Source organism: Planctopirus sp. SH287 (genome assembly GCF_056500625.1).
On sequence record NZ_CM151403.1, the window covers coordinates 4,678,114 to 4,701,679 of the forward strand.

A 23,566-nucleotide genomic window follows, 5' to 3' on the forward strand; every position below is an offset into this window, starting at 1 on the left:
TATGAGGGATTCGGGCGTCGATTTCTTCTCGCGCGGCGGTTATGTTTTCAGAGGCTGATCTCGTGTCCGAGTTGATGTTTTTTCCCAGTATCCGCCAATTCATCAGATGAGTTAAGCACCGCGTATGGATTCGGGCCGGTCGACATTTCTGGTCTGGTTGACAAGGCCTGCTGTAACATGGAGTTACAGTGGAGTGGAGGGGGATTTTCCCGCTGCTTTTTCGTGGAAATGCATTTCGTCGTGGACACGATTTGATGCCAGCTGGTTGGATGCCAGAGCCTGTTTTCGGCTCTTTCTGATTGTCGCCTATTGCCTGGGAGCCTGGGGGTTTTCGACGACATCATTGGGGCTGGCGGTTGGTGCGTTCCCTTGTGCGGGTCACAATTGCGGCTGTGTTTCAGCTGCCCAATGCTGGCAACAATGCTGCTGTTATTCTCCCGCTGAGCGACAAGCCTGGGCGGCCAATCATGGGATGCACTTACCTGAAACCCTGATTCAACAGCCGCTGGAAGACTCCTTGCAGTCAACGCCGTCAACAGCGATTTCGGCTTGTGAAAGTTCTCGCGGAAGCTGCTGCGAAAAGGTCAAGCCATCCATCCCCGCTTCGCTGCTGGCCTTGCGTCAAGAATGTGCACGAGGGAGTGCCGAGACTCTTTGCGGCCCGGCAAAGTCCTCTGCCTGCAACACACTTTCCTGCAAAGTCACGGCTGGCGCCCCCCCCACAAGCTGCTGTGAAAAAAAACCCACGACAACAGTGCCCCCAACACCTCTTTCTTGCGAGGTGGCCATTTCAGAACCCGGCAGCCAACTTGAAAGCCGCACGTCGCCGCTGCTGAAATCGCTCAAATGTCGCGGCGCAGGTTCGACCTGGACGATGCTTTCGGAACCGCTGGCCTCTCCCCCTTTAGCTGCTCACTGGCAGCCATGGTCGTCACTGGCCAGTAAAATCACCGGGAGAAACGCCATTCCTTGTGAAATCTCTTATGCCCGCCTGACCCCTCCGGGTTGAAGAAGCTTGCTCAAAGACTTCTGGTCAGTGCCTTCTGATACGTATGGCAGCCATCCATGGACGGCGGAGAGTGCAAGCTGCGCTTTTCACTATGTGCCTTTTTCTCTGTGATGCTGTTACGTGCTCAGACACGGCTCATTCATCAACGGGGATGCCTCCCCGCCGCGTGCTGGCTTCGTGTCACATGCTCTCTTGATGTACCGACCGGAAGTCCTTCTTTTAAGAGTGTTGCGTTTTTGTCGTATCGACGAGCGATCACGGGATCGTCATTGATGCCCTGCGGAGTGCTATTTAACCATGGCGCTCTCGCGACCTTCGCATTCTTCTATTTCAACCTGATTAATTATCATCCCGAGGAGGGGTTTTTATGTCTATTGCTATCTCTCATTTCATTAACAATGCCGTTGCCCGCCTGTTGATCACGGGCGTGATGGCCGTCAGTAGTGCAAATACATTTGCCCATGATACCTGGGTACAGACGAACGTTGCTCAAGTGGCTCCGGGTGAGGCCGTTCATATTGACCTCATGCTAGGAAATCACGGAAACGACCATCGGGATTTTAAGCTGGCCAGCAAGATCAGTATTAACAAGGTGGAGTTCGGGCTTATCTCTCCCGACGGGAAGAAACAGGATCTGAAGTCTCATGTTTCCGATATGGGTTATGCTGAAAAAGAAGGCTTCTGGTCGGTCAGGCAGGTCGCTGATCAGCCCGGCCTCTATGTCGCCGCTCAAACGCTGGACACGCTTCACGGGACAACGCGCGCGTACCGCAATGCTAAATGCTACTTCCAGGCCGGTGGGAAAACCGCAGGTGTTGATCCGCTCAAGCCACTGGGCCAACCCATCGAACTCATTCCCCAAAGCAATCCGGCGACAGCTAAAGCCGGCGAGCCGATCACGGTTCAAGTGGTTTTAAGAGGCAAGCCACTCGCGGATGCGACGGTCTCTTTTATTCCTCGTGGGGCCGAGTTAGCCGCTGACTTCGATCCGAACTTTGAACGGAAGACGGACGCTGCCGGGAAGGCCACATTCACGCCCGCGGAAGCGAATTACTACCTGATTGTCGTGCACCATGCTGCCGACAATGAGACGGGTGAGAAGTATGAGCGCTCGCATTACTCCGCGACGCTGACGCTCAATATTGCTCGCTGAGAAATTCGCGACCGATCTCATTTTCTAGTGTCGTGTCACGTCTTTATCTTGAGGTTTCATGCGTAGTTACGTCCTCGATTATCGGACTTTACTGCCTGTTCAACCCCACTTTTAAGCTTTGACGGCGCACTAGATACTCCAGGCATCTAGCGATAAAGCCTGTCGCTCAAGGTGCGCCCATCGTTAAGTGACTATCAATTAATAATATCCTCAAAAGAGTTGTTTATGAAACATGAAATAGTGCATCGTTACCGAGGCTTCACACTGATTGAACTTCTGGTAGTCATCGCAATCATTGCCATATTGATTGCGTTGCTACTTCCCGCTGTTCAGCAAGCACGCGAAGCGGCGAGAAGAACCCAGTGCCGTAATAATCTCAAGCAGTTGGGGTTGGCGATGCACAACTACGAGAGTAGTGCTTCGCTATTTCCGGGGCTGCCTGCGGATAGCGCCTACGGCTTCTCGGTACAGGCCCAATTGCTTCCCTTTATTGATCAGGCCAGCCTGAGAAACCTGATCGATTTCCAGACACCTCTGATGACCGGATCGGGGGGAAGTCAGGTTTTGAATCCGGTACATGCAAACGTGGCAGGAACCGTTCTGCCGATGTTCCTATGCCCGAGCGATGGTCAATCGCCGGTCTTCGTGAATTCGAACTCAGGGACGAACCGGTTCGTGGGGACGAACTATGTCATCAGCACCGGAACGGGAACTGACAAGAACTATGACACCCGCGCCGCCACGAACGGGCTGTTCTGGTGGGGTTCGGGAATCAGGTTTCGAGATATTGTCGATGGAACATCGAATACATTGATGATGTCTGAATCGCTACTGGGGAACGGAACAGACACGACGACCGCCGTCGGTCTCGATTATCGAAGGCAGTTGGCCCAGTACGGCGGTGGTGGCATGGGAACGGCGGGCCAAGGCTTCACAGGTGCTCCGGGTGACAACCCGAATCTGGCGACTGCGGTCACCGGGGCAGCGACCGGGAGCGGCCGCGGACGGATGGCATGGATCTGGGGGCGCGAGCACATGACGACCTTCAACACCTATGCCGGGCCGAATATCACCACGCCGGATGTCTTCCGCAACGGCTTCGGCTGGTTCGCCGCCAGAAGCCTGCATACCGGCGGCGTGCATGCGTTGCTGGCGGATGGTTCAGTCAGGTTCGTAAGTGAAAACATCGATCTCACCGTTTGGCGAAACCTTTCAACACGCGCCGGAGCCGAAGTGATCGGTGAGTTTTAGTTCCACCTCTTAAAATGCTTATCACAAGAAAGATAAATAGATAATGATAAATATTCCACACGCTTTACGTCGGGCATTCACGCTCATTGAACTCCTGGTGGTGATCGCGATCATCGCCATTCTGATCGCTTTGCTATTGCCTGCCGTTCAACAAGCGCGCGAAGCGGCGAGAAGAACCCAGTGCAAGAACAATCTCAAGCAGATCGGTCTGGCGCTACACAACTACGAATCGTCTCACTCTGTATTTCCTCCTGGGCAATTGGGATTTCCAAAGGTGTTCTCGGCTCACGCCCAGCTACTGCCTTACATGGATCAAGCGTCGGTTAGAAACCTGATCGATTTCAACGACAATCCCCTTCCATTCGGCCAACCTGCGCCCGATGGGGCGAACAATGCGGTTGCCGCCAAGACAAAGCTGCCCATGTTCCGCTGCCCTTCTGATCGGGAGACGATTTCTGGCAACGATTATGGCACAACGAACTATGCCGCATGTGTAGGCAACGGAGTCCCCAATGATGGCTCGATGTCACTCGCAAACGGTCTTATTTTCGCGATTTCAAAGATTGGTTTCCGTGATGTGTCAGACGGAACTTCAAACACCGTTGCCTTCAGCGAATCCGTTCTTGGAACCGGAGCCAATTCCACAGGGGGCACGCCCACGGATGCCGTCCGGCAAACCATTGAACTGACCATGGGGACTGTCACCTCCGACGCCAATTGTGTTGTCGGTGGGTCAACCATCTGGTCAGGTGCGCGAGGAGCGAAATGGATCAACGGGCACTATGCTGATACTCTCTATAACCACTACTACGGGCCGAACTCAAGAACACCAGACTGCAATAACAGCTACCATTCACATGCGCATATCGCCGCCAGAAGTCTGCACACAGGCGGCGTACACGCCTTGCTAGCCGACGGGTCTGTCCGTTTTTCAAGTGAAAACATCGACATCACGATCTGGCGAAATCTTGCGACCCGCTCCGGTGGTGAAGTGATCGGCGATTTTTAACATGAGTTTATGAAAGTGAAAATCTGCTCGAAAACTCTCGAATCCTTCTCCCTGAGGAGCAAGGTGTCCGAATGCCAGATGTGAGGAGCGAGTTGCTCTTGATGATGGCGAGAACGTTGACTCGGACAGAAACTGAGCCAGGTATTCCCACGGGATGGCTGGGTCGTGATAGAATAGTTCATGAGGATGGCTGACGGAGTATTGAAGCTTCAGCCAGCCATCCTTTTTGTTAACGAATTTCAGGAGGTCTGATGAGTGTGAATCCATTGCCGTCAAAATCCGGCATGACAGAGATCCCGCAATTGACACATGCCCAATATCGTCGGCGTGCTTTTGCGATCATTGTGGCATTGATTGCCAGTTTCTATGGAGTGATTCTGACGTATCATTTCCTGACACCAGAATCATCAAATGCCGCTTCAACGAGTGTGCTTGAACAATGCCGAGAACTTTGCCTGCAATATGGACTGATCCCTACTGGCCACGTCGCTAATGATGCGAAAGCCTATTTAAAGTATGCAAAACAGCAGACGCTTTCCGCGCCATTAAAAGAGATACTCTCGGATGGTCAATTTGTGATTGCCGAGTCGAAACCTCATTCGCTACTTAAGAAGAAGGCGCCGGATTTTCAGTTGCTCAATCACAAAGGTGAGGCTGTTTCTCTGAGTGAGTTGAACAGCCGGGGGCCGGTCGTGCTGGTCTTCTATATGGGTTATGACTGTAGCCATTGCGTGGCCCAGTTGTTTGGTCTGCAGGAAGATCTTGCCTACTTCCGGGAACTTGGAGCCAAGATCGTCGCGATCAGTGCGGATCCCCCTGAAGAGACGGCTGCCAAGTATGCTGAATTCGGCGCGTTTGATTTTACGGTTCTTTCTGATCCCGAAAATAAAGTGGCTCAGCTCTATGGTGTTTTCACGCCGGAAACTGACGAACTCCCCGCCGATTTGCGGCATGGCACGTTTCTGATCAATCCCAACGGGAAAGTCATCTTCACGACTCACGGCTTCAAGCCATTTTTAGACAACAAATCGCTGCTATTCATGCTCTCCGAATACTCCACAAGTGAAGCTGACTCGGCTTCAAAATAAGAGGAGTGGATGGCGACTGACGGGGATTGGTGCAAAAATGGCGGTATCTGGCTGAAATCGCATCGCTATGGAGTCTGTCTGAAAACCATCATGTCCTGCTCTCCTTGGGGGAGAAGGTGCCCAAACCACGAGGCTCATGGTCTCTGTGCCTAAAAAATTGAATTCGTAACGACAAATGACTGCTTTCACGAATATTTCGACGTATCGTTTTGCCCCGCTCACCGACTTAAAGCCATTGCGTGAGAGATTGCTGGCGTTTTGTCGGGAGCGGCAACTGAAAGGAACAATCCTGCTCAGCACCGAGGGGATCAACATGTTCGTTGCCGGCCCGCGCGAGAAGGTGGACGAACTGCTGGCAACGGTGCGGGAGATCCCCGGCCTTGAAGGATTGCCTGCGAAATATAGCGATAGTGATCATCAGCCGTTCACGCGGATGCTGGTGAGAATCAAGCAGGAAATCATTGCGTTTGGTGTGCCTGGAATTGATCCCAGTCAACGGCCATCGCCGAAGCTTTCGCCTCGGGAACTGAAAGCGTGGCTGGATGAAGGTCGCCCGGTCACATTGCTGGATACACGCAATGATTATGAAGTCAAGTTGGGGACGTTCGATGGAGCCATCGACCTTGATCTGCAAACCTTCCGCGATTTCCCCGATGTTTCACGCAAGAAACTCCCTGAGGAACTCAAGAAGCAACCTGTGGTCATGTTCTGTACAGGCGGCATTCGTTGTGAAAAGGCCGGGCCTTTCTTTGTGAAAGAAGGTTACGAGCAGGTCTATCAACTTGATGGTGGAATCCTTAAATACTTTGAAGAATGCGGCAGCGCGCATTATCACGGCGAGTGCTTTGTCTTTGATCAGCGCGTGGGGGTCGATGGCAATCTTGCCGAGTCATCGACTACGCAATGTCTGAAATGTCAGTCACCACTCACATTAGAAGAACAAGCTGACCCCCGATATGTAATCGCGCGTTCGTGCCCCTATTGTTATAAGACATCAGCCGAAAAGATGGCGGAACAAATCGCCGAGCGGGAAGCGGCCTTGCGAGATGCCGCCACGCCTCTTCCGGGAAGTGTGCCTTACGACAACTTACGCCCGCTCCAGGTTTCACAGAAGCATCAGGGCCTGAGCGTGCGGCAGTTTCTGGAACAAGTGCTGCCGCATTTAGAACCAACGCTCTGGGAGCAGGCGGCGGCAGAATCCCGCTTCCTGGATTCACAAGAGCAACCTGTTTCACTTGATCGAATCGTGCAGGCAGGCGAGAGATATCTACATAAGCTTCCTGGAACAATTGAACCGCCCGTCAACGCAGAGATTCGCTTGCTCTATGAAGACGAAGCGGTGGTGGTGGTCAATAAACCCGCCCCGCTTCCGATTCATGCCAGCGGGCGGTTTCACCGGAATACACTGCAACATTTACTTGCCCAGGTATATGACCCGCAAAGCCCCAGAGCAGCCCATCGTTTAGATGCGATGACCACAGGTGTGCTGGTTCTTTCGCGAACGCGGCATATGGCTGGAAGATTACAACCCCAGTTCTCGCGGCAGGAAGTGGACAAGACTTATCTGGCGAGGGTGCAGGGCGTACCGGTAGAGGATTCGTTTGAATGCCATGCTCCCATGACCGACATTGCAGGGGTCATGGGATCTCGCGAGATTGATGAAGCAGGCGGCGTGACAGCGAGCACGTTGTTCCGCGTGCTCCAACGGTTTGACGACAACACCACGCTGCTGGAAGTCCGGCCGCTGACAGGTCGAACCAACCAGATTCGCGTGCATCTGTGGCACTTGGGAATGCCGATTGTTGGTGACCCGCTTTACCTTTCTGAGGGTGAGTTAGCGACAGAGCCGGGCGACCCTTCCAAGCCACTGTGCTTGCATGCCTGGAAGATCGCTTTCCGTCATCCCGTCAAAAATGAACGGATGGAGTTTACCGCCCCGCCTCCTTTGTGGGTCGAAGAAGTGGTGACATCAGCCTGAAGCCGACTCGGTGCTGGCTGTGAAATTGGCCGTGTCATGGTCACTTCGCTGACAAGGTTTTGAAATGACCAGACGTCTGGTTATCTAATTTCGCGGTTTGGTAAAGCGGCGACGTTCGGTGCAATCAACCTGCACCACCTGACCATCGTGAATCGTGATGGTCACCTGACCGAATTTCAACGAGCGAACTGCCGTCCGGATATGCTCGAACACAGTGGGTTCTCCCACGGTTGATTCACTATTTGTGGGAACTGCTTCCCCCGAACTGGAGCGAGCGGACATGCCAGGAAGACCACGGGAGCCCCCCGAAGTAACTTCCCCTCCTGAATGACCATGTCCGGCATCAACAGCCGTTGAATCGATTATGTTCACTTGAGATTCCTCCGGAGCAATCATCGCTGTCCTCGATGGGTCGTTTGATGACCCTTTCTGGATTCTGTGACCTGACCTGTGAGCGGAAAGTTGATCACGTTTGACCCCGCTTTGACATGAGCGGTGAGTGTTGATTTCTGAGCATATGCACGAGGAATCGGCGTGATTGAAAGCTCTTTGTCTGAATTTTCATCAGAAGATTGACGCCGGTCTCCTGTCTCTACTTTGACAATATGATCGCCAACTATGGCTCCCCATTTGTCGCGGGTAAACTTTAGGTGATAGCGTCCTGAAGTATCAGTTTGGCCATGTGATGTTGAGCCACCTGGTCGGGTGGAAACAAAGGTAACATCTGCTCCGACAACGGGTTGTTCATTGAGAGTAATTGTGCCGCTGACCTGTCCCAATTGAGGCCCATCATCGTATCCGCAGCCAGAAAAGAGCGTTATTAAAAAACTGGTCAAAGGAACAAGCAGTAGTGGCCTATTTAGCAAGAGACGAGAGAGAGGTTGCATTGATTAATACTCCCCTGTGACTTGACCGTCATTAATACCAGCGAGTTGTTGATAGATGCCGAAAGGGCCATTCAGGTTCGGGTTTGATGGCGTGAAATTGGTATTGTCGTGCTGGATGTTTTCACTGAGATAGCGAACTGAGCCATCGGCGAAAAGAAAGTGGGCACCACCCGCATGCCGACTGTGGAAGCCACGCTCAGGGCCATTCGGGCCGTTCAGCTTTTTCCGAGTGGCCCGCATGTGTTGAAACGGGCCAGCCGTATCGTCACCACCTATGTTAGCGCAATTGGCGCCACCAGCCTGCGTGACAGATCCATAGAGAGTGTTGTTACGCGATTGTCCGCCATCTGTCGTGACACCCCAAGTGATTTCTCCGATAGCAATGACGTTTGATGTTCCGTCAGTGATATCGCGCACTGAACGGGAGGTATTTGGAACGAAAAGTCCATTGTTGCGCGAGGTGACCGAAGCGGAACTGGCGCCATTCGATTCACAGGGTTCCCCGTCGAATGATCCCAACACTCCCGCATATGAGCTGGTCGCAATGTTCTCTATATAGCCATTAAATGTCGGGCCATGCATGGTTCTTGTGGCAGGCTTCAAGTCTGAAGGGCAAGAGAAAGCAGCGAGGGGAGTCGAAACCGCATCGACGTTCCCTTGAACAGTGCCACTACCGACTCGTCCATGCGGGTGATAGCGGAAATCAATTTTGTTATAGAGCGGCGTTTGATCCAGCTGTGAGAGAATCGAAGCCTGCCAGCTCCAACCGCCATCCTGCGTGTTTGCGTTATTGACAGAAATGGTATCGAGATAGCCAATCGGAAATCGATTGAAGAGATCATGATAGTTATGGAGTGCCAGCCCCAGTTGCTTCAGGTTATTACGGCACTGAGTTCTTCTGGCCGTTTCGCGGGCCTGCTGAACAGCAGGCAGGAGTAAAGCGATCAAGATCGCGATGATGGCAATCACAACCAGTAACTCGATCAGCGTGAAGGCATCTCGTGCTGGCTGACGGCTAATAGGTGAAAGGGCGTGAGGAAGCGACACGCGGTGGCGATGATCAGCGTTCAGGAGCATGATTCAGCTTTCATCCTGTTTGAAGAAATCCGGGTGTTTGCACGGTCGCGCGTTGCGTCAAAACATGATGGAGCAAGGCGTCAGAAACCGTGATGTTGTGGCCGTTTGGAGGGCCTGTCTGACAAAGAGACGCCGCAATGGAATTGTGGGAATTCCGTGTGTCGGATCTCTCCCGGTCAACAGTCAAGTCAGAGATAGGCTCCCGTAGTATGGGTCGCCAAGGGATGAAATTTCACAAACCCATAACAATCATCGTCTGATGTGGTGATATTTATCCAGAGGAAATCTTTCTGTCAAGATTCGCTCTGGGGTTTCCACTAATCACGGAGGTTTGAAGATTCTGTATCTTCAATTGAGAAAAGTTGTTATGGGATTTTGTTTCTCCAGAAAATTTTCAAAGAATCATATCGCAATCGCGATGAGGAATTGTTCGCAGGATCCGTTTTGTTAAGACATTCAAAGGGGAGATGGTTGTCTGATCAACTTTTTCTTCTGAAACGGTTGCCTGACAGCAGTGGTCGGCAACTGGCGATAGCCACCGCTGTACGGCATTCTGATATGCCAAGGTCATGAGGTGTGGCCAATCGTGAAACTCTTCCCATAGTTGAGTCCAGACGCATGCGAATCCTGGTTCTTGGGGCTGGTGCCATTGGTGGGTATTACGGGGGACGTCTGCTGGAAGCAGGGCAGGATGTCACGTTTCTTGTGCGACATCGCCGGGCCGAACTGCTGGCGGCTCAGGGATTGTCGATAGTCAGTCCTTTCGGCGACTTTCACTTCCCGAATCCGCCAACGATCACAGCCGAGTCGCTCATGACACAGGCATCAAGCACACAGTCATTGGAAACAGATCAACAGACGGCTTTCGATGTGGTGATTCTCACTTGTAAGTCATATGACCTTGAGCAATCCCTCCGTGATATCACTCCCGCTATCGGCCCGACCACCCTGATCATTCCAATGCTTAACGGCATGAAACATCTCCAGCGCCTGGATGAAGTCTTTGGTTCAAAGCATGTTTTGGGAGGAAAATGCCACATCTCGACTCGTCTCGAAGCCTCAAGCCGGATCGTGCATCTCAGTAATGTCCATGATTTTGTCTATGGCGAACGATTCCCTGAACAGGCCACGCAAGTCGATGCGATTGACGGACTGTTTACTGGAGTTAAGTTCGGGCCAAGTCACAGCCGGCAGATCGTCTTGGAGATGTGGGAGAAATGGTTCTTTCTGGCCACGCTCGCGGGGATCAACTGCCTGATGAGAGGCTCGGTCGGCGACATCGTCAACGCCGGTGGCGGCGCATTGACAGCACGCTTATTGGAAGAGTGCCGTTCGATTGCCGAGTTAGCGGGCTATCCACCACGCCAGCATGTCTATGATGACTTAAGCCGACGTGTCTTGAATCCGAAGTCGGCATTGACCGCATCGTTAATGACAGACTTAGAGGCCTGCGGCCCAAACGAAGCCGATCAAATTCTCTACGACCTGCAAAACTATCGAACCCAGCCTCCTCAAGAAACCATCAGTTTACTCGACCTGGCATGCACTCACCTGCGAGTCGCGGCGATCAGAAAGGGGTCGGCAGAGTAAACAACGCAGAGAAAAAACGAGCACTGGACTTATCAACTCATCCACACTCACCCAACAAACAATTAGATTGATAGATATCAAAGTGGGATAAGTCTCCACACAACCCACCAGCTACACCGCCGGCATTCTCTACTATTTATTTACGTAGGGTGCATGAAGCGCAGCGCAATGCACCAACTCCCAATGTTCAAGTATCCAGAGACCGTTATTAAACAGCAGGGTGGGTTAAGGCTCTACGCAACCCACCAGCTCCCTAACACCGCCCCACCAACCACGATCCGCCCCCGCAAAAAACACTACCACCCTGGCGGCGTAAGACCCATTCGTATATCAACAACCGGCCCTCATACGCCGCCCCAAACCCCGCAAGGGGACGAAAGTGGCCCCCGACCACTCTTGCGAGCAATCGGGGGCCGTGAAAATTCCAGCAATGATCAGGGCCACCACAAAACATCATTCCACGAAGTCACCCTCGTTGAAAAACATTCCGTCGGCCTGTCTGATTCAGAGTTTTGCTGAATCAGACGTGATTGTGTTGGCATTCCCTCGTCACAAGAAGTGGCGAATGAATAAGTGCCAATAAAAAACATTCAGTTTTGATCAGAAGTGTTTTGCGTGAGCAACTCACCTTTGATGAACTGTTTGTCAGTCTCGAATTCGAGGGAAGCGTCCACAATCGGCGCTTCCGCCAATAGGAATGACTCCCCATTGGCAAAGGGTTGGCCCTGACCGAGCCGATGGAGAGCCTTCTGTCCGGAATCACAGGCGAAAAAGACCTCAACCTGCGAGGTGCACCCAAAACGAAGCCTCTCTACCCCATCACCCTTTGTTGCGCGAAACAGTATTCTTCTTCCCCATTCCCCTTCCGGCGTCCTGGCGGCGTAAGACCCATTCATCAACAAACAACTGGCCATATACGCCGCCACAAACCCCGCAAGGGGGCCGGGTGAGGGATTTTCCTGTGGTCGTTCCCAATTGAGAAGCGTGCCTGGAATGCCTAATGATCTGGAGCTTCTACGAATCGCTATTTAACCTTCGGCTCGCCCTCACCCAGCCTCTCCCATCGGAATGGGAGAGGAGCAAATCCATCAATAACCACCATCCTGGTGGCGTAAAACCCAAACATGGATCAACAACCGACCAGCAGGCCAACGAGCCTGCGGGTCTTCGCACAAGTCCCGGCCGATAGGCCCAAACCCCGTAAGGGGGGTTAGGGGAGTAAGATGGTTTCGTCGTCGGTAAATATCTGCCGGGAATCGTCGGTCATGTTCATTCCATACGAGGTAAGCCGGGCCGATTTGTCTGGCAAGACAGCATAAATGAAGGAGGTGTCGTTGAATGAATCTTGGGGAATTGTGGTGAGGCAAGCAGGCACAAGCTCATGGAGTGTTTTGGGGTAGCGACCGTGGTCTTTTTGATAGGCCGCTAATGCCAGACAGAGTTCTGAGAAACTGCGTCGGTTGCGCATCCGGTCATCGGTCGCGCGGCGCATGCGGAAGCTGGGCATGAGCGACATGGCCATGGTTTTTCCGACCCATTCACTGACCGCCTGAATGTTGGGTTCTTTTTCCTTTGCAATTTTCTGAAGGGTGGAATCAACACTTTGGTTCCATTCGTCGTGCTGGTGGAGCAGTTCATCAATCAACTTGTTTTGTGCGGCACGATCCCGTGTTCCCAGAGCATTAGCAAACTGATCCTGCCAACGTTGGGCTTCTTTGCGAACTATCGCCCAGTCGATAACGGGGATCGAATTTGTGATCTTTTTTCCGGTTTTTTTGTCTGAGGTTTGAAAAAACTCTTTGAGGAGCAGGTCACTGGTTTCAGTCATTTCGATTTCACACATCAGAATGCCGCGTTCGCCAAGATTGGCCGCCATGGCACATGTCCCATGGGGAGCCAGTTGTTGATGCAAAGCCTTCAGTTCGGAAATCTGGGAGCGTGTGAGTTGCCGGGATGCGATCATGGCGATCAGGCCCCGAGTGGCAATACCGTCGATCTCGCTGGCCCGGACGATCGAGATATCAAACGGTGAGCCATTGGAAAGCAGGGTGGAGAGTTTGCGAACAGCCTGTAAATCGCTCAGTGCTCCTGTGAAATTCTGGTCACGCAACCGGCCCAACGCCCGGGCCATGAGAACTTTGCTGACAAAGGGAAGCCTGCGTTCAACGGTCAATGAGGCCGATAGAAGCGTCCCTGATTCATCATCGGGAAGCATGGGGCAATAGTAGCTGGGGAGATTAGCGGCTTGAACGATGACATTGAGTGCCGATTCGTTTTTCTTCAGGTATTCCGACAATCCCGGCAGATCGTCTTCCTTCCAGAGAGTTCCAGATCCTGTGATAATCTTCTGCTCCAGAAGAAACGCTTCAAGCAGCGTATTCACAGGGGAAACTGTCCCAAGAGCAACGACGTATGACTCCAGAAACAACAGGTGCGGTGCATCGACAGGAACCGACTTAACCCCCAGCATTTCCAGCGAGTGGCTTTGCAGAGCGGGTTCAAAGACATCTGCACCAAAGGATTGAACCAGTAGCACCACCGCGTTCTGTTGTGGATCGATTCCCTTGGCCAACTGGCGATTAATCTCCCGGAGTGAAGCGGGGAGATCTTCCGAGAAAACCGGCGGCTGAAACGGAATTTCCCGGCTCACCACTGGGGAAATCGAACGGCTGTCCTCAGGTAAGGAACTGGTGATCGCACCGGTTAATATAGCCCTGTGGTGCGCAAGCGGCAGGGCAGCATAAGCCGTCGTTGCTAAGCCTGCCGTTGCAAATAAGCCAAGAATTGAACCTGGCAGCAAGGCGGAAAGCCATAAGCGCAGTATCGGCTTTGGATTTTGAGTCCTGATGTTCGCTGCTGGCTTTGACCACTGACCATCATCGGAAGACTTGTCCATGACAACCATTCCTGCTGCCAAAAGTGCTCGACCCTGCGGACGATCTCTCGGGCGTGATCCATTCTGCGCCGGCCTGCCCAAAATTGATGAACGGCCCAAAGAAATGATCCCAATTCGGCCAGATCATCTTCATAGCGCTATGGTGCCATATCGCGACGAGGTTGTCGCGGCAAAAATCTCCCAGGCCATTCGCCAGGGCCAGCAGAAAATTTGAAAGCAGGCTGAACGAACACAGCAGCATCAGACAAGGAGGACAGACTTATAACGCCCCGCTGCCAGTCAACACGACGCGCACGGTGCGCAGCAGAATTTTGAAGTCATTCCAGACCGAGCAATTTTGCAGATAAAGCAGGTCAAGATTCACCTTCCTGCGGAAGCTTTCAATGTCATTGTCATAGCCATTGATAATCTGTGCGAGACCCGTCAATCCCGGCTTCAACCCCAACCGATTAATATAGTTGGGAATTTCATCCGTCAGTTTTTCAATGAACTCGGGACGCTCCGGCCGTGGGCCAACAAGTGACATTTCTCCCTTAAGAACATTCCATAATTGCGGCAGTTCATCGAGCCGGGTCTTCCTCATGAATCGACCAACAGGCGTCACACGTGAATCACCTTTCACGGCAAATTGCGCCCCGTTTTTCTCGGCATCCGTTCTCATCGTGCGGAATTTATACAGCGTGAATGGCTTGCCATAGCCTCCCTCACAACGACGGTTCCGACAAGGATCGCGGCGTTCAATCCCATCGGGAAGAGTGGCTTGCCGCAAGTTACGACGATCCCTGCGACCTGATTTTCGCTGGTTCAACCCCACTCGGGTCTGTTGAAAAATGATCGGCCCCGGTGAAGAAAATTTGACCAGCACCACGGCAAGTAACATCAATGGAGCCGTGGCCACAATGAGAAACAGAGCACCACAAATATCCATCATTCGTTTGGCCAGACGCGTTCCTTCACTGAGACAGCGAGTGCTCCGGCGGGACTTCTCCAGCCTGAGCGGCGTCAACCAATGAGGAGGAATCGTTGAATCATCAGCGGCGTACTGGTCAAACAGATCAGAAAGCTCGCTGACGGCAACGTCACGAGACCCGATTTGAAGTTCAATTTCGTCCAGAACAGAAACACTCATTTTCGCGACGCCTTACCCTGGCCCTGGATCATTGCGCATCAGGCAGAACATGGCCGACGCATGAATGTGAGCAGCTCAGTTCACTCACGGAGATTGATCCAAGTCTCGAACGAAGCTTACGTCATCGTCCAACGTCTGGCGGCATCCCCTGAGGGATCTCTCAGCCCCTGCCAGCGGGTGCCCGCCCGGTTAGCGCGATTGTGCCGCATTGATGCACTTTGGCAACATGCTAAACGCCGGGATAAGCGAGCTTCAGCAACATGAAATGGATACTCACAGACCCATTCCCACGAAAGCGGCCTGAAACCGCATTCCCGATGAGCTGTCAGATGGAAGAGACCGCGAAAGCCGATCACCGTTTCATATCACAGTTTTTCACTGGAAACGGCGGGCGTCAGTATTGAGCCGGAGAAGAAAACTCTTCTCCGGCTGCCCTGTAAAGCCAAACCACTACAGCCATACCAGTAAAGCCAAAGATCGAAGGCTTCACGGGGCCACCTCTACTTCACCTGCACATCAACCTTAATGTGCAGGTCACGGAGCTGACGGGCATCAACAGGGGCTGGAGCACCCGTGAGCAAGTCGCTCGCTTTCTGATTCTTGGGGAAGGCAATCACATCACGAATGTTGTCTGTCCCAGAGAACATCATCGACCAGCGATCCAGACCCAGTGCCACGCCCGCGTGAGGCGGTGCACCATATCGCAAGGCCTCCAGCAGAAATCCAAAACGCAATTCCGCTTCTTCCGGCTGAATCCCCATCATACTGAAAATTCGCTGCTGAACCGCAGGATCATGAATACGAACGCTGCCGCTGGCGGCTTCATAACCATTGCAGACCAGGTCGTATGACTGTGCTCGCACTTTCCCCGGATCTGTTTCAAGAATGTCGATATCTTCTTCGTGAGGCTGGCAGAAGGGATGATGCTCCGCCACCCACCGCTGGGCTTCATCATCCCACTGGAACATCGGGAAGTCGACAACCCAGGCAATCTTCATTTCTTTCGGGTCATAGAGCGACAACTCCTTCGCCAACCGGTTGCGCAGTGCCCCCAGAGCAGCCGAGGAAACCTTCGCGGTGTCGGCCACGCAAAAGATCAAATCGCCGGTCTTGGCTCCCAACTTCGCAATGAGCTTCTGCTGATCATCCGCTGAGAAGAACTTGGCGATCGGCGAATCGAGACTTTCGTCCTTCACACGGAAGAAAGCCAGACCCTGCGCACCGTATTGCTTCACAAACTCGGTCAGCTCATCGATCTGCTTGCGACTGTATTTCTCGGCAGCACCAGGTGCCACAATCCCCCGCACACGGTTCCCGTTAGCAATAGTGTTTTTGAACACACTGAAACCGCAATTTTCTGCGATGTCTTTAAGGCAGACCAGTTCCATTCCAAAGCGGAGGTCTGGCTTGTCAGAGCCATACTTCTCCATCACTTCTCGGTGAGTGAGTCGCGGCAAGGGCAACGAAAGCTCTTCACCACGCAACTCTTTGAGAAGATGCGCCATCAGGCCATCGATCATCGAGAGGATGTCATCCTGCTTGACGAACGCCATTTCCACATCAATCTGCGTGAACTCGGGTTGGCGATCAGCTCGCAGATCTTCATCGCGGAAACACCGGGCCAACTGGAAATAACGGTCATAGCCCGCCACCATCAGAATCTGCTTGTAAAGCTGCGGCGATTGCGGCAAAGCATAGAAACTCCCTTCATGAACCCGACTGGGGACAAGGTAATCACGTGCCCCTTCAGGCGTGGAGCGGCCCATGATCGGCGTTTCGATTTCCAGGAATTGATGCCTATCGAAATAGTCGCGCGTTGCTTTGGAAAGCTTGTGCCGCAGAATAATAGCCTGCTGCACCTGGGGCCGACGCAGGTCGAGATAACGGTACTGCATCCGCAATTCTTCGTTGGGAAGATCCTGCGTGCGCGGCTCGAAAGGAGGCGTCTTGCTCTTGTTGAGCAACACCAGTTCTCTGCCACGGATTTCAACCTGACCGGTCACAAGCTTGGGGTTTTCTAACCCCGCACCGCGAGCCAGCACTTCGCCTGTCACCTGGATGACATCCTCACTGCGAAGGCCGCGAGCGATTGTCTGCATATCAGTGGGAGTATCGGCCTGGAAGACCACCTGAGTGATGCCATAACGGTCACGCAGGTCAATGAACACCACGCCCTTATGATCTCGGTAGCTGTCGACCCAACCACAGAGGGTGGCAACTTGTCCAACATGCTCGATACGCAGTTCGCCGCAGGTCTTGGTCCGGTACACGGGGCCATCTTTCGATAAAGACAAGAGTCGGGTTCATCAGGAGACGTTCTCGGTCGACAGCCTCTTCCATCCCTTGAGTCAGAAGACTTAAGACACAGAATGACCCACCGCCGGAAAAGTTCGCGAGCCAGAATTATAGAGAGGTTCGCTGGCCACGGATATCAAACGGCAGCAGCGACAGCCAGCTCGTCGTAACATACATCGCAGCATGCCGTTAAGAAAATGTCCCTGCGAGCCGATTTGCACGTTCTCACAAAAAATTGTTCCAAAAGAATTCTAAACTTCCGGCAGAGCCATCCACTGACCAAATTCGCTTCATTCCCAGCAGAAAGTGAGAGAGCCGACTGGAAATGCTGATACAGAGGTGCTGGCAAGCTGCTGACACTTAAGTGCTGACGAGGTGCTGACGAGGTGCTGACACAAAAATATCGTACGCATTCTCATTTGAATCCGATTTGAATCCCATTTGAAATATCGCTCTTGGTGTCATGCTGGCTGCAGCTTTGGGCAAGCAGGGATTTCGCACCCCTCAAGGCGAGGTTGATTTCTGTAAAGCGTAAAAAACGCCCTGAATACCCGACAAAATCTGCACGCAAAGCTTGGGTGTGAGAATCTCTAAAAACAGTGGCGAGAGCGAAGGAAAGAGCCACAACCATCAGCGGACTTGCAAAAACACGGCTCGGCTGCGATAAACCAGCCGTTGACTTGATGAAGTTCAGAGACCATTTTGAAGTTCACAGTAAACAATCGGGCTGTAGCGCAGCTTGGCTAGCGCGCTTGCTTGGGGTGCAAGAGGTCGTGGGTTCAAATCCCGCCAGCCCGATTTTGAACAAAACAGGCTCGTTGCATTCATTTGCAACGAGCCTGTTTTTCTTTACCAATCAGCGAATTGATGCTTGGTTCTTAGGTTCAAACATCTCACAAGTTCGATACTCTGCCAATTCCTCTTGGCTGTAAATCATTGGCAGGAGGTATGTTGTGGAGTTCAAATCCAGTAACCATTTTCGGCATGGCGAGATGATTCGTCCCGAACCGTTTTAGTACCGAGTGTGTCCGAGCGACAGAAAGGAGTCTTCCAATGTCGAACTGGAAATGTTGGCCCAACTCCTCGCTCAACGCAAAATTTGCCGAGATCGAGCATCCCGACTACATCTCGTATCCCGACCTTCGTGATGGCTCGCCACTCGTCCTCGCATGCGACCATTCGGGCGAGCATGCCTCGCCCGAATTTCGTGTCATTTCCTTTCTCATAACTACGTACAACTCAGTGGCCACTTGGGAGCCACTGCGGTCTGAGATACGAAATAAGCACTTGGCCGACGGGAGGCGGATGTCTTTCAAGGCCCTGAACGACGCGCTCCGAATCAACGCGTTACCGAACTTCCTTCGCGCGGCAAGCCAGTTAAATGGCGTGCTGATCTGTGTCGGTGTGGAGAAGGGATTTTTCCTGCCCAAGGACCACTTCCCGCCACAGAAGCATGACTGGACGGCCGACACGCTCAACAAGCTAGTCGAAATCTGCATCTTCGGTGGCGTGATGGTCGATGGCCTACGCGGGGAAAGTCAACACATTCATTGGATCACCGACGACGATTCGACGGTCTCGACAGAGGATGCCAAGATCGACGCCATAAACCTGATGGGTGGGATTCTCCACAAGTACCCTGACGAGCATTTGGAGGTTAGGCTGAGCATCGCGAGCAAGTTCGATGACAACCTCCGAGCAGAAGACCTCGTCGCCATTCCCGATCTCGCCGCCGGAGCCTTATCGGAGACGCTGACAACGATGGGCAAGGCGAATATGCCCAAGTCAGGCTCAGGCCCGACGGACGTGGGCCAGTTCGTGCAGATCAAGTCCACGTTGATAAACACGTGGCGCAGCGAGACGGACAAGCCGCTGAAGCATATGAATGCCGTCATTCGGCCCGCCGACAGAGGTCAGATGCTCGTGTCGTTCGGCGCGCCCTTCTCCCGGATGCTGCGACCCGGCGAATCCGCAGAAGGTGCTCCCAAGCTCAACTCGAAGTGGCGGAGAGCACTTGAAGCTGACCTGAAAGCACGCGGTGTCGATCCGAACGAGGTGCTTAGGTCGATGGGAATCGATATATAACAATTCGCCCCGAATGTAGTGAATGTGTCCAGTCGTGAAGCCCCTGCCGACTCCGGTTTCCCAGCCCCGGCACCGGCCAGAAAAAGTTCTCAGTGTCCTGTCGCCCCGATAATAAACACCATAAACCGTTGTGGTTTATGGTGTTTATTATCGGGGCGACTTATATCCCTTTGGGGGCCTCGCCAAAAACGTATCCCTTTCGGCGGGTATTGGATGGGGATACGAGAGATGATCGGAGGCCGATTGCCAATTCAAAGATCACCTCCTCAACGTCATTGCTCTGGGACAGAGGCATGCCGCGGGAAATGATCAACCTCTGATGGGCGTGATGTGTTAATCACTCCATCGTGTTGGAGGATGGTGAGTCTCAAGGAGGAGGCGAAGAGCCTGGAACTTCTTACCGAGTCGGTGAAGGCCACCATTCAGTCGGCGGCTCGCCAATTGACCGGTATTTTGCGGCGACAATTTCAGGCGAAGATGGCAATCAAGTACTGCGACGGACAAGAGCGTTGCGGGGGGATTCTGGAAAACCACTGGAACAGCACGCTGCTGAGAACCGTGGGAACCGCCATTGCCTGGGCGAGAACCATGAGGTGGCGTGGCATCAGGCCCATCGTGCATTGCCTCGAGCAGGTCTACAAGACAGGGGTCATGATCTTCAAAAAGGTGAAGACCGGCCGAATCATCTGATTATTCGGCAGCGAAGCGGTAGCCGACACCCTGTTCCGTGAGGAGATATCGGGGACGGGCGGGGTCGTCTTCCAGCTTTCGCCGCAGGCTGGCCACGAACACACGCAGATAGTGCGTTTCATGCGTGTCGTGAGGTCCCCAGACTTCTTTCAACAGGAAGCGGTGTGTGAGAACCTTGCCGGAATGCTTGAGCATGGTGACGACCAACTTGTATTCCAGCGGCGTCAGATGGATTTCCTTGCCTCGGCGGAACACGAGTCGGGCGGATAGATCGACCTGCAATTCTCCAATGGAAATGGTTGATGACGTGGGGGTGACAGCGTGAGCATGACGCAAGGCCGTTCGCATTCGGGCCAGTAATTCCCCCATGCCAAATGGTTTCGTAACGTAATCGTCAGCTCCGTTATCGAAGGCGGCGATCTTCTGTTGCTCCTGATCTCGCACCGACAGGATAATAATGGGTGCCGTCAGCCATTCCCGTAGCCGACGCAGAACCTCTTGCCCATCCATGTCAGGCAATCCCAAGTCGAGAATGACCAGATCAGGCGGCTGGCTGGCAGCAATCCGCAAACCTTCCTCGCCCGATTCCGCTTCAGTGATCCGATACCCTTCGTTCGTCAAGGATGCTCGCAAAAACCGGCGAATCGGCTGCTCGTCTTCAATGATCAATAGGGAATGATCGCCTTGCTGCATGTGAGAAATGTTCTCTTTTTGTCTCTCGGAGTCGTTTTGCATCATTCTATCACAACCTGTGGTGCGCCCTTAACCAAAGGCAACCTGACGACAAACTCTGCTCCTCCTGCCGCTCGGTTTGAAGCCGTCACATTCCCTCCGTGAGCTTTCGCAATGGCACGACAGATCGCCAATCCTAATCCGCTCCCTCGTCCGGCATCTGCTGTAGGGGAAGCTCGGTAGAACTTCTCGAAGATTCGTTCCTCTGCACCGGGCGGAATTCCAGGGCCGTTGTCAGCCACAGTCAGTTTCAATGACTGACCTTCTACAATGGCCGTGACCGTAATGTGTGTTCCCTGGGGAGTATAGCGGGCTGCATTCCCCAAAAGGTTCACCAGCACTTGTTCCAAGAGCAGACCATCGACAAAGACGAGCGGCAAGTCGTTGGGCAGATTGACTTGAACCGTGTATTTCTCAAGTTCCCTGCGAGTGCGATGGAGTGCCGAACCGACGATCTCTTCCAGGACATGCCATTGTTGATGCGGAGTGGCGACTCCTGCATCGAGCTTCGACATTTGAAGAATGTTTTCGAGTAAGCGATTCAATCGTGCCGCTTCTTCAGCAACCGTTTCAAGCAGTTGGCGTCGAGTCTCATCGTCGAGCGATGTCGATTCGAGCAAGCTGCTACTCGCCCCGGCAATCGCCGCCAGCGGTGTTTTGAGATCATGCGAAACACCGCTCAAAAGGCTACTGCGTAATTGTTCCGTTTCCGCCTCAATTCGAGCCTCTGACGCTTCGATGGCCAATTGGTCTCGTTCCAATGCCAATCCAAGCTGATTGGCACATGATTCCAGAAGACGCCGCTGATCGGGTTCCAACAAACGCTCGACATCTGCGACTTTTACAGCGATAGCCCCAAGGGTTTTCTGCGAGCCGGTCAAAGGCAGAAACAATGCCGTGGCGTTGGGAAGCGTGTTGGTCCCCGCACCCGCAATTTCATCATGTCCGATAACCCATTGAGCGGCGGAAAGACTGACGGGATGTTGCACAACAGCCCCGTCGTAACCAAATGCCACATCCGGTGGGCCGGATGATCCGTCGAGGTAGATGGCGACTTCTCCACCGATCATCTCGGCGATTTTCTCTCCTGCGGCAGAGACCAGGAACACATTGCCATACAAAGAGGTCAATTGCTTACCCAACTCATATTGAGCGGCAATCCGCTGTTCTCGCAGTCGAGTTCGTTCGACCATCGACTTCAGCCTTGAAGTCAGTGTGCTGATCGCAAGTCCGATGGCCAGCATCACGCCGAATGTCACAACATACCGCACATCGGCAACGGTGAATGTGTAAAGCGGCGGGACGAAGAAGAAGTCGAAAACCATCACAGCCAGCACACTGGCCCATGTGGCCGGCCCTCGTCCAAGTCGATAAGCAACGAAAGCCACGGCTGCCAGGAACAGCATGACCGTATTGGCTTCGGTATCGGCCAATTGAAGCGTTCGAGATGTTGCTGCCAACAGGCCGGTCACGGCAACAATGAGTGACGAGACGATATACGGCCCTCGCTGTAAATGAGGGCGTGGCGTTATCGAAGAGATCGAATGTGCTTCCTCCTTTTCCCCGTGAATGACGTACACATCAATGTCGCCGCTGTTTTCCAGCACGTCGTCCACAACCGTGCCGAAGAACAAGCGTTTCCAACGAGTCACGGCAGTTTTGCCGATGAGTATCTTGGTGACATTGCGGGATCGGGCAAAATCGAGAATCGTCGTGGCCGTATTCTGGCCTGCCAGCGTGACCGTCTCGGCTCCGAGCCGTTCGGCAAGCCGGAAATGCTGTGCTACCTGTTGGTTGACTAATTCATTTCCAGTCTCGCCAATCTGATCAACAGAGACAGCCAACCACGGAGCATCCAAAGCAGCGGCCATGCGTTTGGCCGTCCGAATCACCCGTGCGGTCGTCGGGCTGGGCCCCACGCAGACCAGTAATCGCTCATTCGTCGCCCACGGCTGCAAGACCGCTTTTTCTCGACGGGCTGATTCGACATCGCTATGGATGCGGCGTGCCGCCTGTCGCAACGAAAGTTCTCTAAGAGCGGTCAGATTCGGTTTCTGAAAGAACCGCTGCATTGCCCGTTGAGCTTGTTCGGGGATGTAGACCTTGCCTGCCTGCAGTCGCACCAGAAGTTCTTCGGGAGTGATGTCCACGAGTTCGAGATCGCTCGCCATGTCGAACACTTGGTCGGGCACCGTTTCCCGCACGATGATCCCCGTGATCCGACCGATCACATCATTGAGACTATCGATGTGCTGAACATTAAGCGTCGTCCAGACGTTGATCCCCGCCTCTAAAAGTTCCTCCACATCCTGCCATCGCTTGGCGTGACGACATCCTTCGGCGTTGGTGTGAGCGAGTTCGTCAACGAGCAGCAAGTCGGGATGACGTGCGAGGGCAGCATCAACATCGAACTCCCGAAGCGTCACCGCCCGATACTGCACTTCCTTCATGGGCAAAGCTTCCAGCCCCTCAAGGAGTGCCTCCGTATCGGGACGACCATGTGGTTCGACATATCCGGCAACGACCTCTCGACCGTTCGACTTCGCCAGCCGAGCGTTGGCCAGCATCGAGTAGGTTTTCCCCACACCAGCGGCGTACCCAAAGAAGATTTTCAGGGAGCCATGCTTCTCTTGAGCTTCTTCCGCTTGGACTTGAGCCAAGAGTTGATCGGGATCGGGACGTTGATTGCTCATGCCG

Annotated in this window: 17 protein-coding genes and 1 tRNA gene; 11 read left to right on the top strand and 7 right to left on the bottom strand. The window is 53.3% G+C overall.

What is annotated here, in order from left to right:
• Positions 1 to 124: 124 nt before the first annotated feature.
• The 6 genes from SH287x_RS17355 to trhO all read left to right on the top strand — a co-directional run bounded on the left by SH287x_RS17355 (position 125) and on the right by trhO (position 7,488).
• Positions 125 to 1,009 carry a hypothetical protein gene (locus tag SH287x_RS17355; protein ID WP_479515646.1) on the top strand — a complete coding sequence of 295 codons (885 nt, stop codon included), beginning with the start codon at positions 125 to 127 and terminating at the stop codon, positions 1,007 to 1,009.
• Between the two features lie 367 nt (positions 1,010 to 1,376).
• Positions 1,377 to 2,162, top strand: coding sequence for a DUF4198 domain-containing protein (locus SH287x_RS17360; protein WP_479515647.1), 786 nt, complete (start codon positions 1,377 to 1,379; stop codon positions 2,160 to 2,162).
• Positions 2,163 to 2,387: 225 nt separating this feature from the next.
• On the top strand, positions 2,388 to 3,413 hold the full coding sequence (locus SH287x_RS17365) for a DUF1559 domain-containing protein (protein ID WP_479515648.1): 1,026 nt from the start codon (positions 2,388 to 2,390) through the stop codon (positions 3,411 to 3,413).
• Positions 3,414 to 3,456: 43 nt separating this feature from the next.
• Positions 3,457 to 4,422 carry a DUF1559 domain-containing protein gene (locus SH287x_RS17370; RefSeq protein WP_479515649.1) on the top strand — a complete coding sequence of 322 codons (966 nt, stop codon included), beginning with the start codon at positions 3,457 to 3,459 and terminating at the stop codon, positions 4,420 to 4,422.
• 251 nt (positions 4,423 to 4,673) lie between these two features.
• Complete coding sequence (locus tag SH287x_RS17375) at positions 4,674 to 5,510, top strand: peroxiredoxin family protein (protein WP_479515650.1); 837 nt, start codon at positions 4,674 to 4,676, stop codon at positions 5,508 to 5,510.
• Positions 5,511 to 5,685: 175 nt separating this feature from the next.
• Entirely contained in the window at positions 5,686 to 7,488 is a 1,803-nt protein-coding gene (gene trhO / locus SH287x_RS17380; RefSeq protein ID WP_479515651.1) for an oxygen-dependent tRNA uridine(34) hydroxylase TrhO, read from the top strand.
• A gap of 84 nt (positions 7,489 to 7,572) precedes the next feature.
• Here trhO and SH287x_RS17385 read toward each other — a convergent pair whose 3' ends face one another.
• Both SH287x_RS17385 and SH287x_RS17390 read right to left on the bottom strand, forming a co-directional pair.
• Positions 7,573 to 7,860, bottom strand: a complete 288-nt coding sequence (locus SH287x_RS17385) for a YezD family protein (protein ID WP_479515652.1) — start codon at positions 7,858 to 7,860, stop codon at positions 7,573 to 7,575.
• A gap of 518 nt (positions 7,861 to 8,378) precedes the next feature.
• Positions 8,379 to 9,452: a DUF1559 domain-containing protein gene (locus tag SH287x_RS17390; RefSeq protein ID WP_479515653.1), complete on the bottom strand. Its 1,074-nt coding sequence runs from the start codon at positions 9,450 to 9,452 to the stop codon at positions 8,379 to 8,381.
• A 618-nt stretch (positions 9,453 to 10,070) separates the two neighbouring features.
• On the opposite strand from SH287x_RS17390, the gene SH287x_RS17395 reads away from it, so the two are divergent.
• A complete protein-coding gene (locus SH287x_RS17395) occupies positions 10,071 to 11,042 on the top strand; it encodes a 2-dehydropantoate 2-reductase (RefSeq protein ID WP_479515654.1) in 972 nt (323 codons plus the stop codon).
• 1,210 nt (positions 11,043 to 12,252) lie between these two features.
• Here SH287x_RS17395 and SH287x_RS17400 read toward each other — a convergent pair.
• Positions 12,253 to 13,938: a hypothetical protein gene (locus SH287x_RS17400; RefSeq protein WP_479515655.1), complete on the bottom strand. Its 1,686-nt coding sequence runs from the start codon at positions 13,936 to 13,938 to the stop codon at positions 12,253 to 12,255.
• On the opposite strand from SH287x_RS17400, the gene SH287x_RS17405 reads away from it, so the two are divergent.
• Complete coding sequence (locus SH287x_RS17405; RefSeq protein ID WP_479515656.1) at positions 13,937 to 14,152, top strand: hypothetical protein; 216 nt, start codon at positions 13,937 to 13,939, stop codon at positions 14,150 to 14,152. The two genes, SH287x_RS17400 and SH287x_RS17405, sit on opposite strands and share 2 nt — an antisense overlap.
• 45 nt (positions 14,153 to 14,197) lie before the next feature.
• On the opposite strand, the gene SH287x_RS17410 is transcribed toward SH287x_RS17405, so the two are convergent.
• Positions 14,198 to 15,067, bottom strand: coding sequence for a sugar transferase (locus tag SH287x_RS17410; protein WP_479515657.1), 870 nt, complete (start codon positions 15,065 to 15,067; stop codon positions 14,198 to 14,200).
• A gap of 500 nt (positions 15,068 to 15,567) precedes the next feature.
• The gene (aspS, locus tag SH287x_RS17415; protein ID WP_479518725.1) at positions 15,568 to 17,337 is read right to left on the bottom strand and encodes an aspartate--tRNA ligase; all 1,770 of its coding nucleotides are present in this window, start codon (positions 17,335 to 17,337) and stop codon (positions 15,568 to 15,570) included.
• 748 nt (positions 17,338 to 18,085) lie between these two features.
• On the opposite strand from aspS, the gene SH287x_RS17420 reads away from it, so the two are divergent.
• The 3 genes from SH287x_RS17420 (at position 18,086) to SH287x_RS17430 (ending at position 20,137) form a co-directional block, all read left to right on the top strand.
• Positions 18,086 to 18,160, top strand: a tRNA-Pro gene (locus tag SH287x_RS17420).
• Between the two features lie 255 nt (positions 18,161 to 18,415).
• Positions 18,416 to 19,447 carry a hypothetical protein gene (locus SH287x_RS17425; RefSeq protein WP_479515658.1) on the top strand — a complete coding sequence of 344 codons (1,032 nt, stop codon included), beginning with the start codon at positions 18,416 to 18,418 and terminating at the stop codon, positions 19,445 to 19,447.
• Between the two features lie 357 nt (positions 19,448 to 19,804).
• Positions 19,805 to 20,137, top strand: coding sequence for a hypothetical protein (locus SH287x_RS17430; RefSeq protein ID WP_479515659.1), 333 nt, complete (start codon positions 19,805 to 19,807; stop codon positions 20,135 to 20,137).
• Here SH287x_RS17430 and SH287x_RS17435 read toward each other — a convergent pair whose 3' ends face one another.
• Together SH287x_RS17435 and SH287x_RS17440 are read right to left on the bottom strand one after the other, a co-directional pair.
• The gene (locus tag SH287x_RS17435; RefSeq protein ID WP_479515660.1) at positions 20,138 to 20,830 is read right to left on the bottom strand and encodes a response regulator; all 693 of its coding nucleotides are present in this window, start codon (positions 20,828 to 20,830) and stop codon (positions 20,138 to 20,140) included. It abuts the gene before it with no gap.
• Positions 20,831 to 20,871: 41 nt separating this feature from the next.
• Positions 20,872 to 23,562, bottom strand: coding sequence for an ATP-binding protein (locus SH287x_RS17440; RefSeq protein ID WP_479515661.1), 2,691 nt, complete (start codon positions 23,560 to 23,562; stop codon positions 20,872 to 20,874).
• Between the last annotated feature and the right edge of the window lie 4 nt (positions 23,563 to 23,566).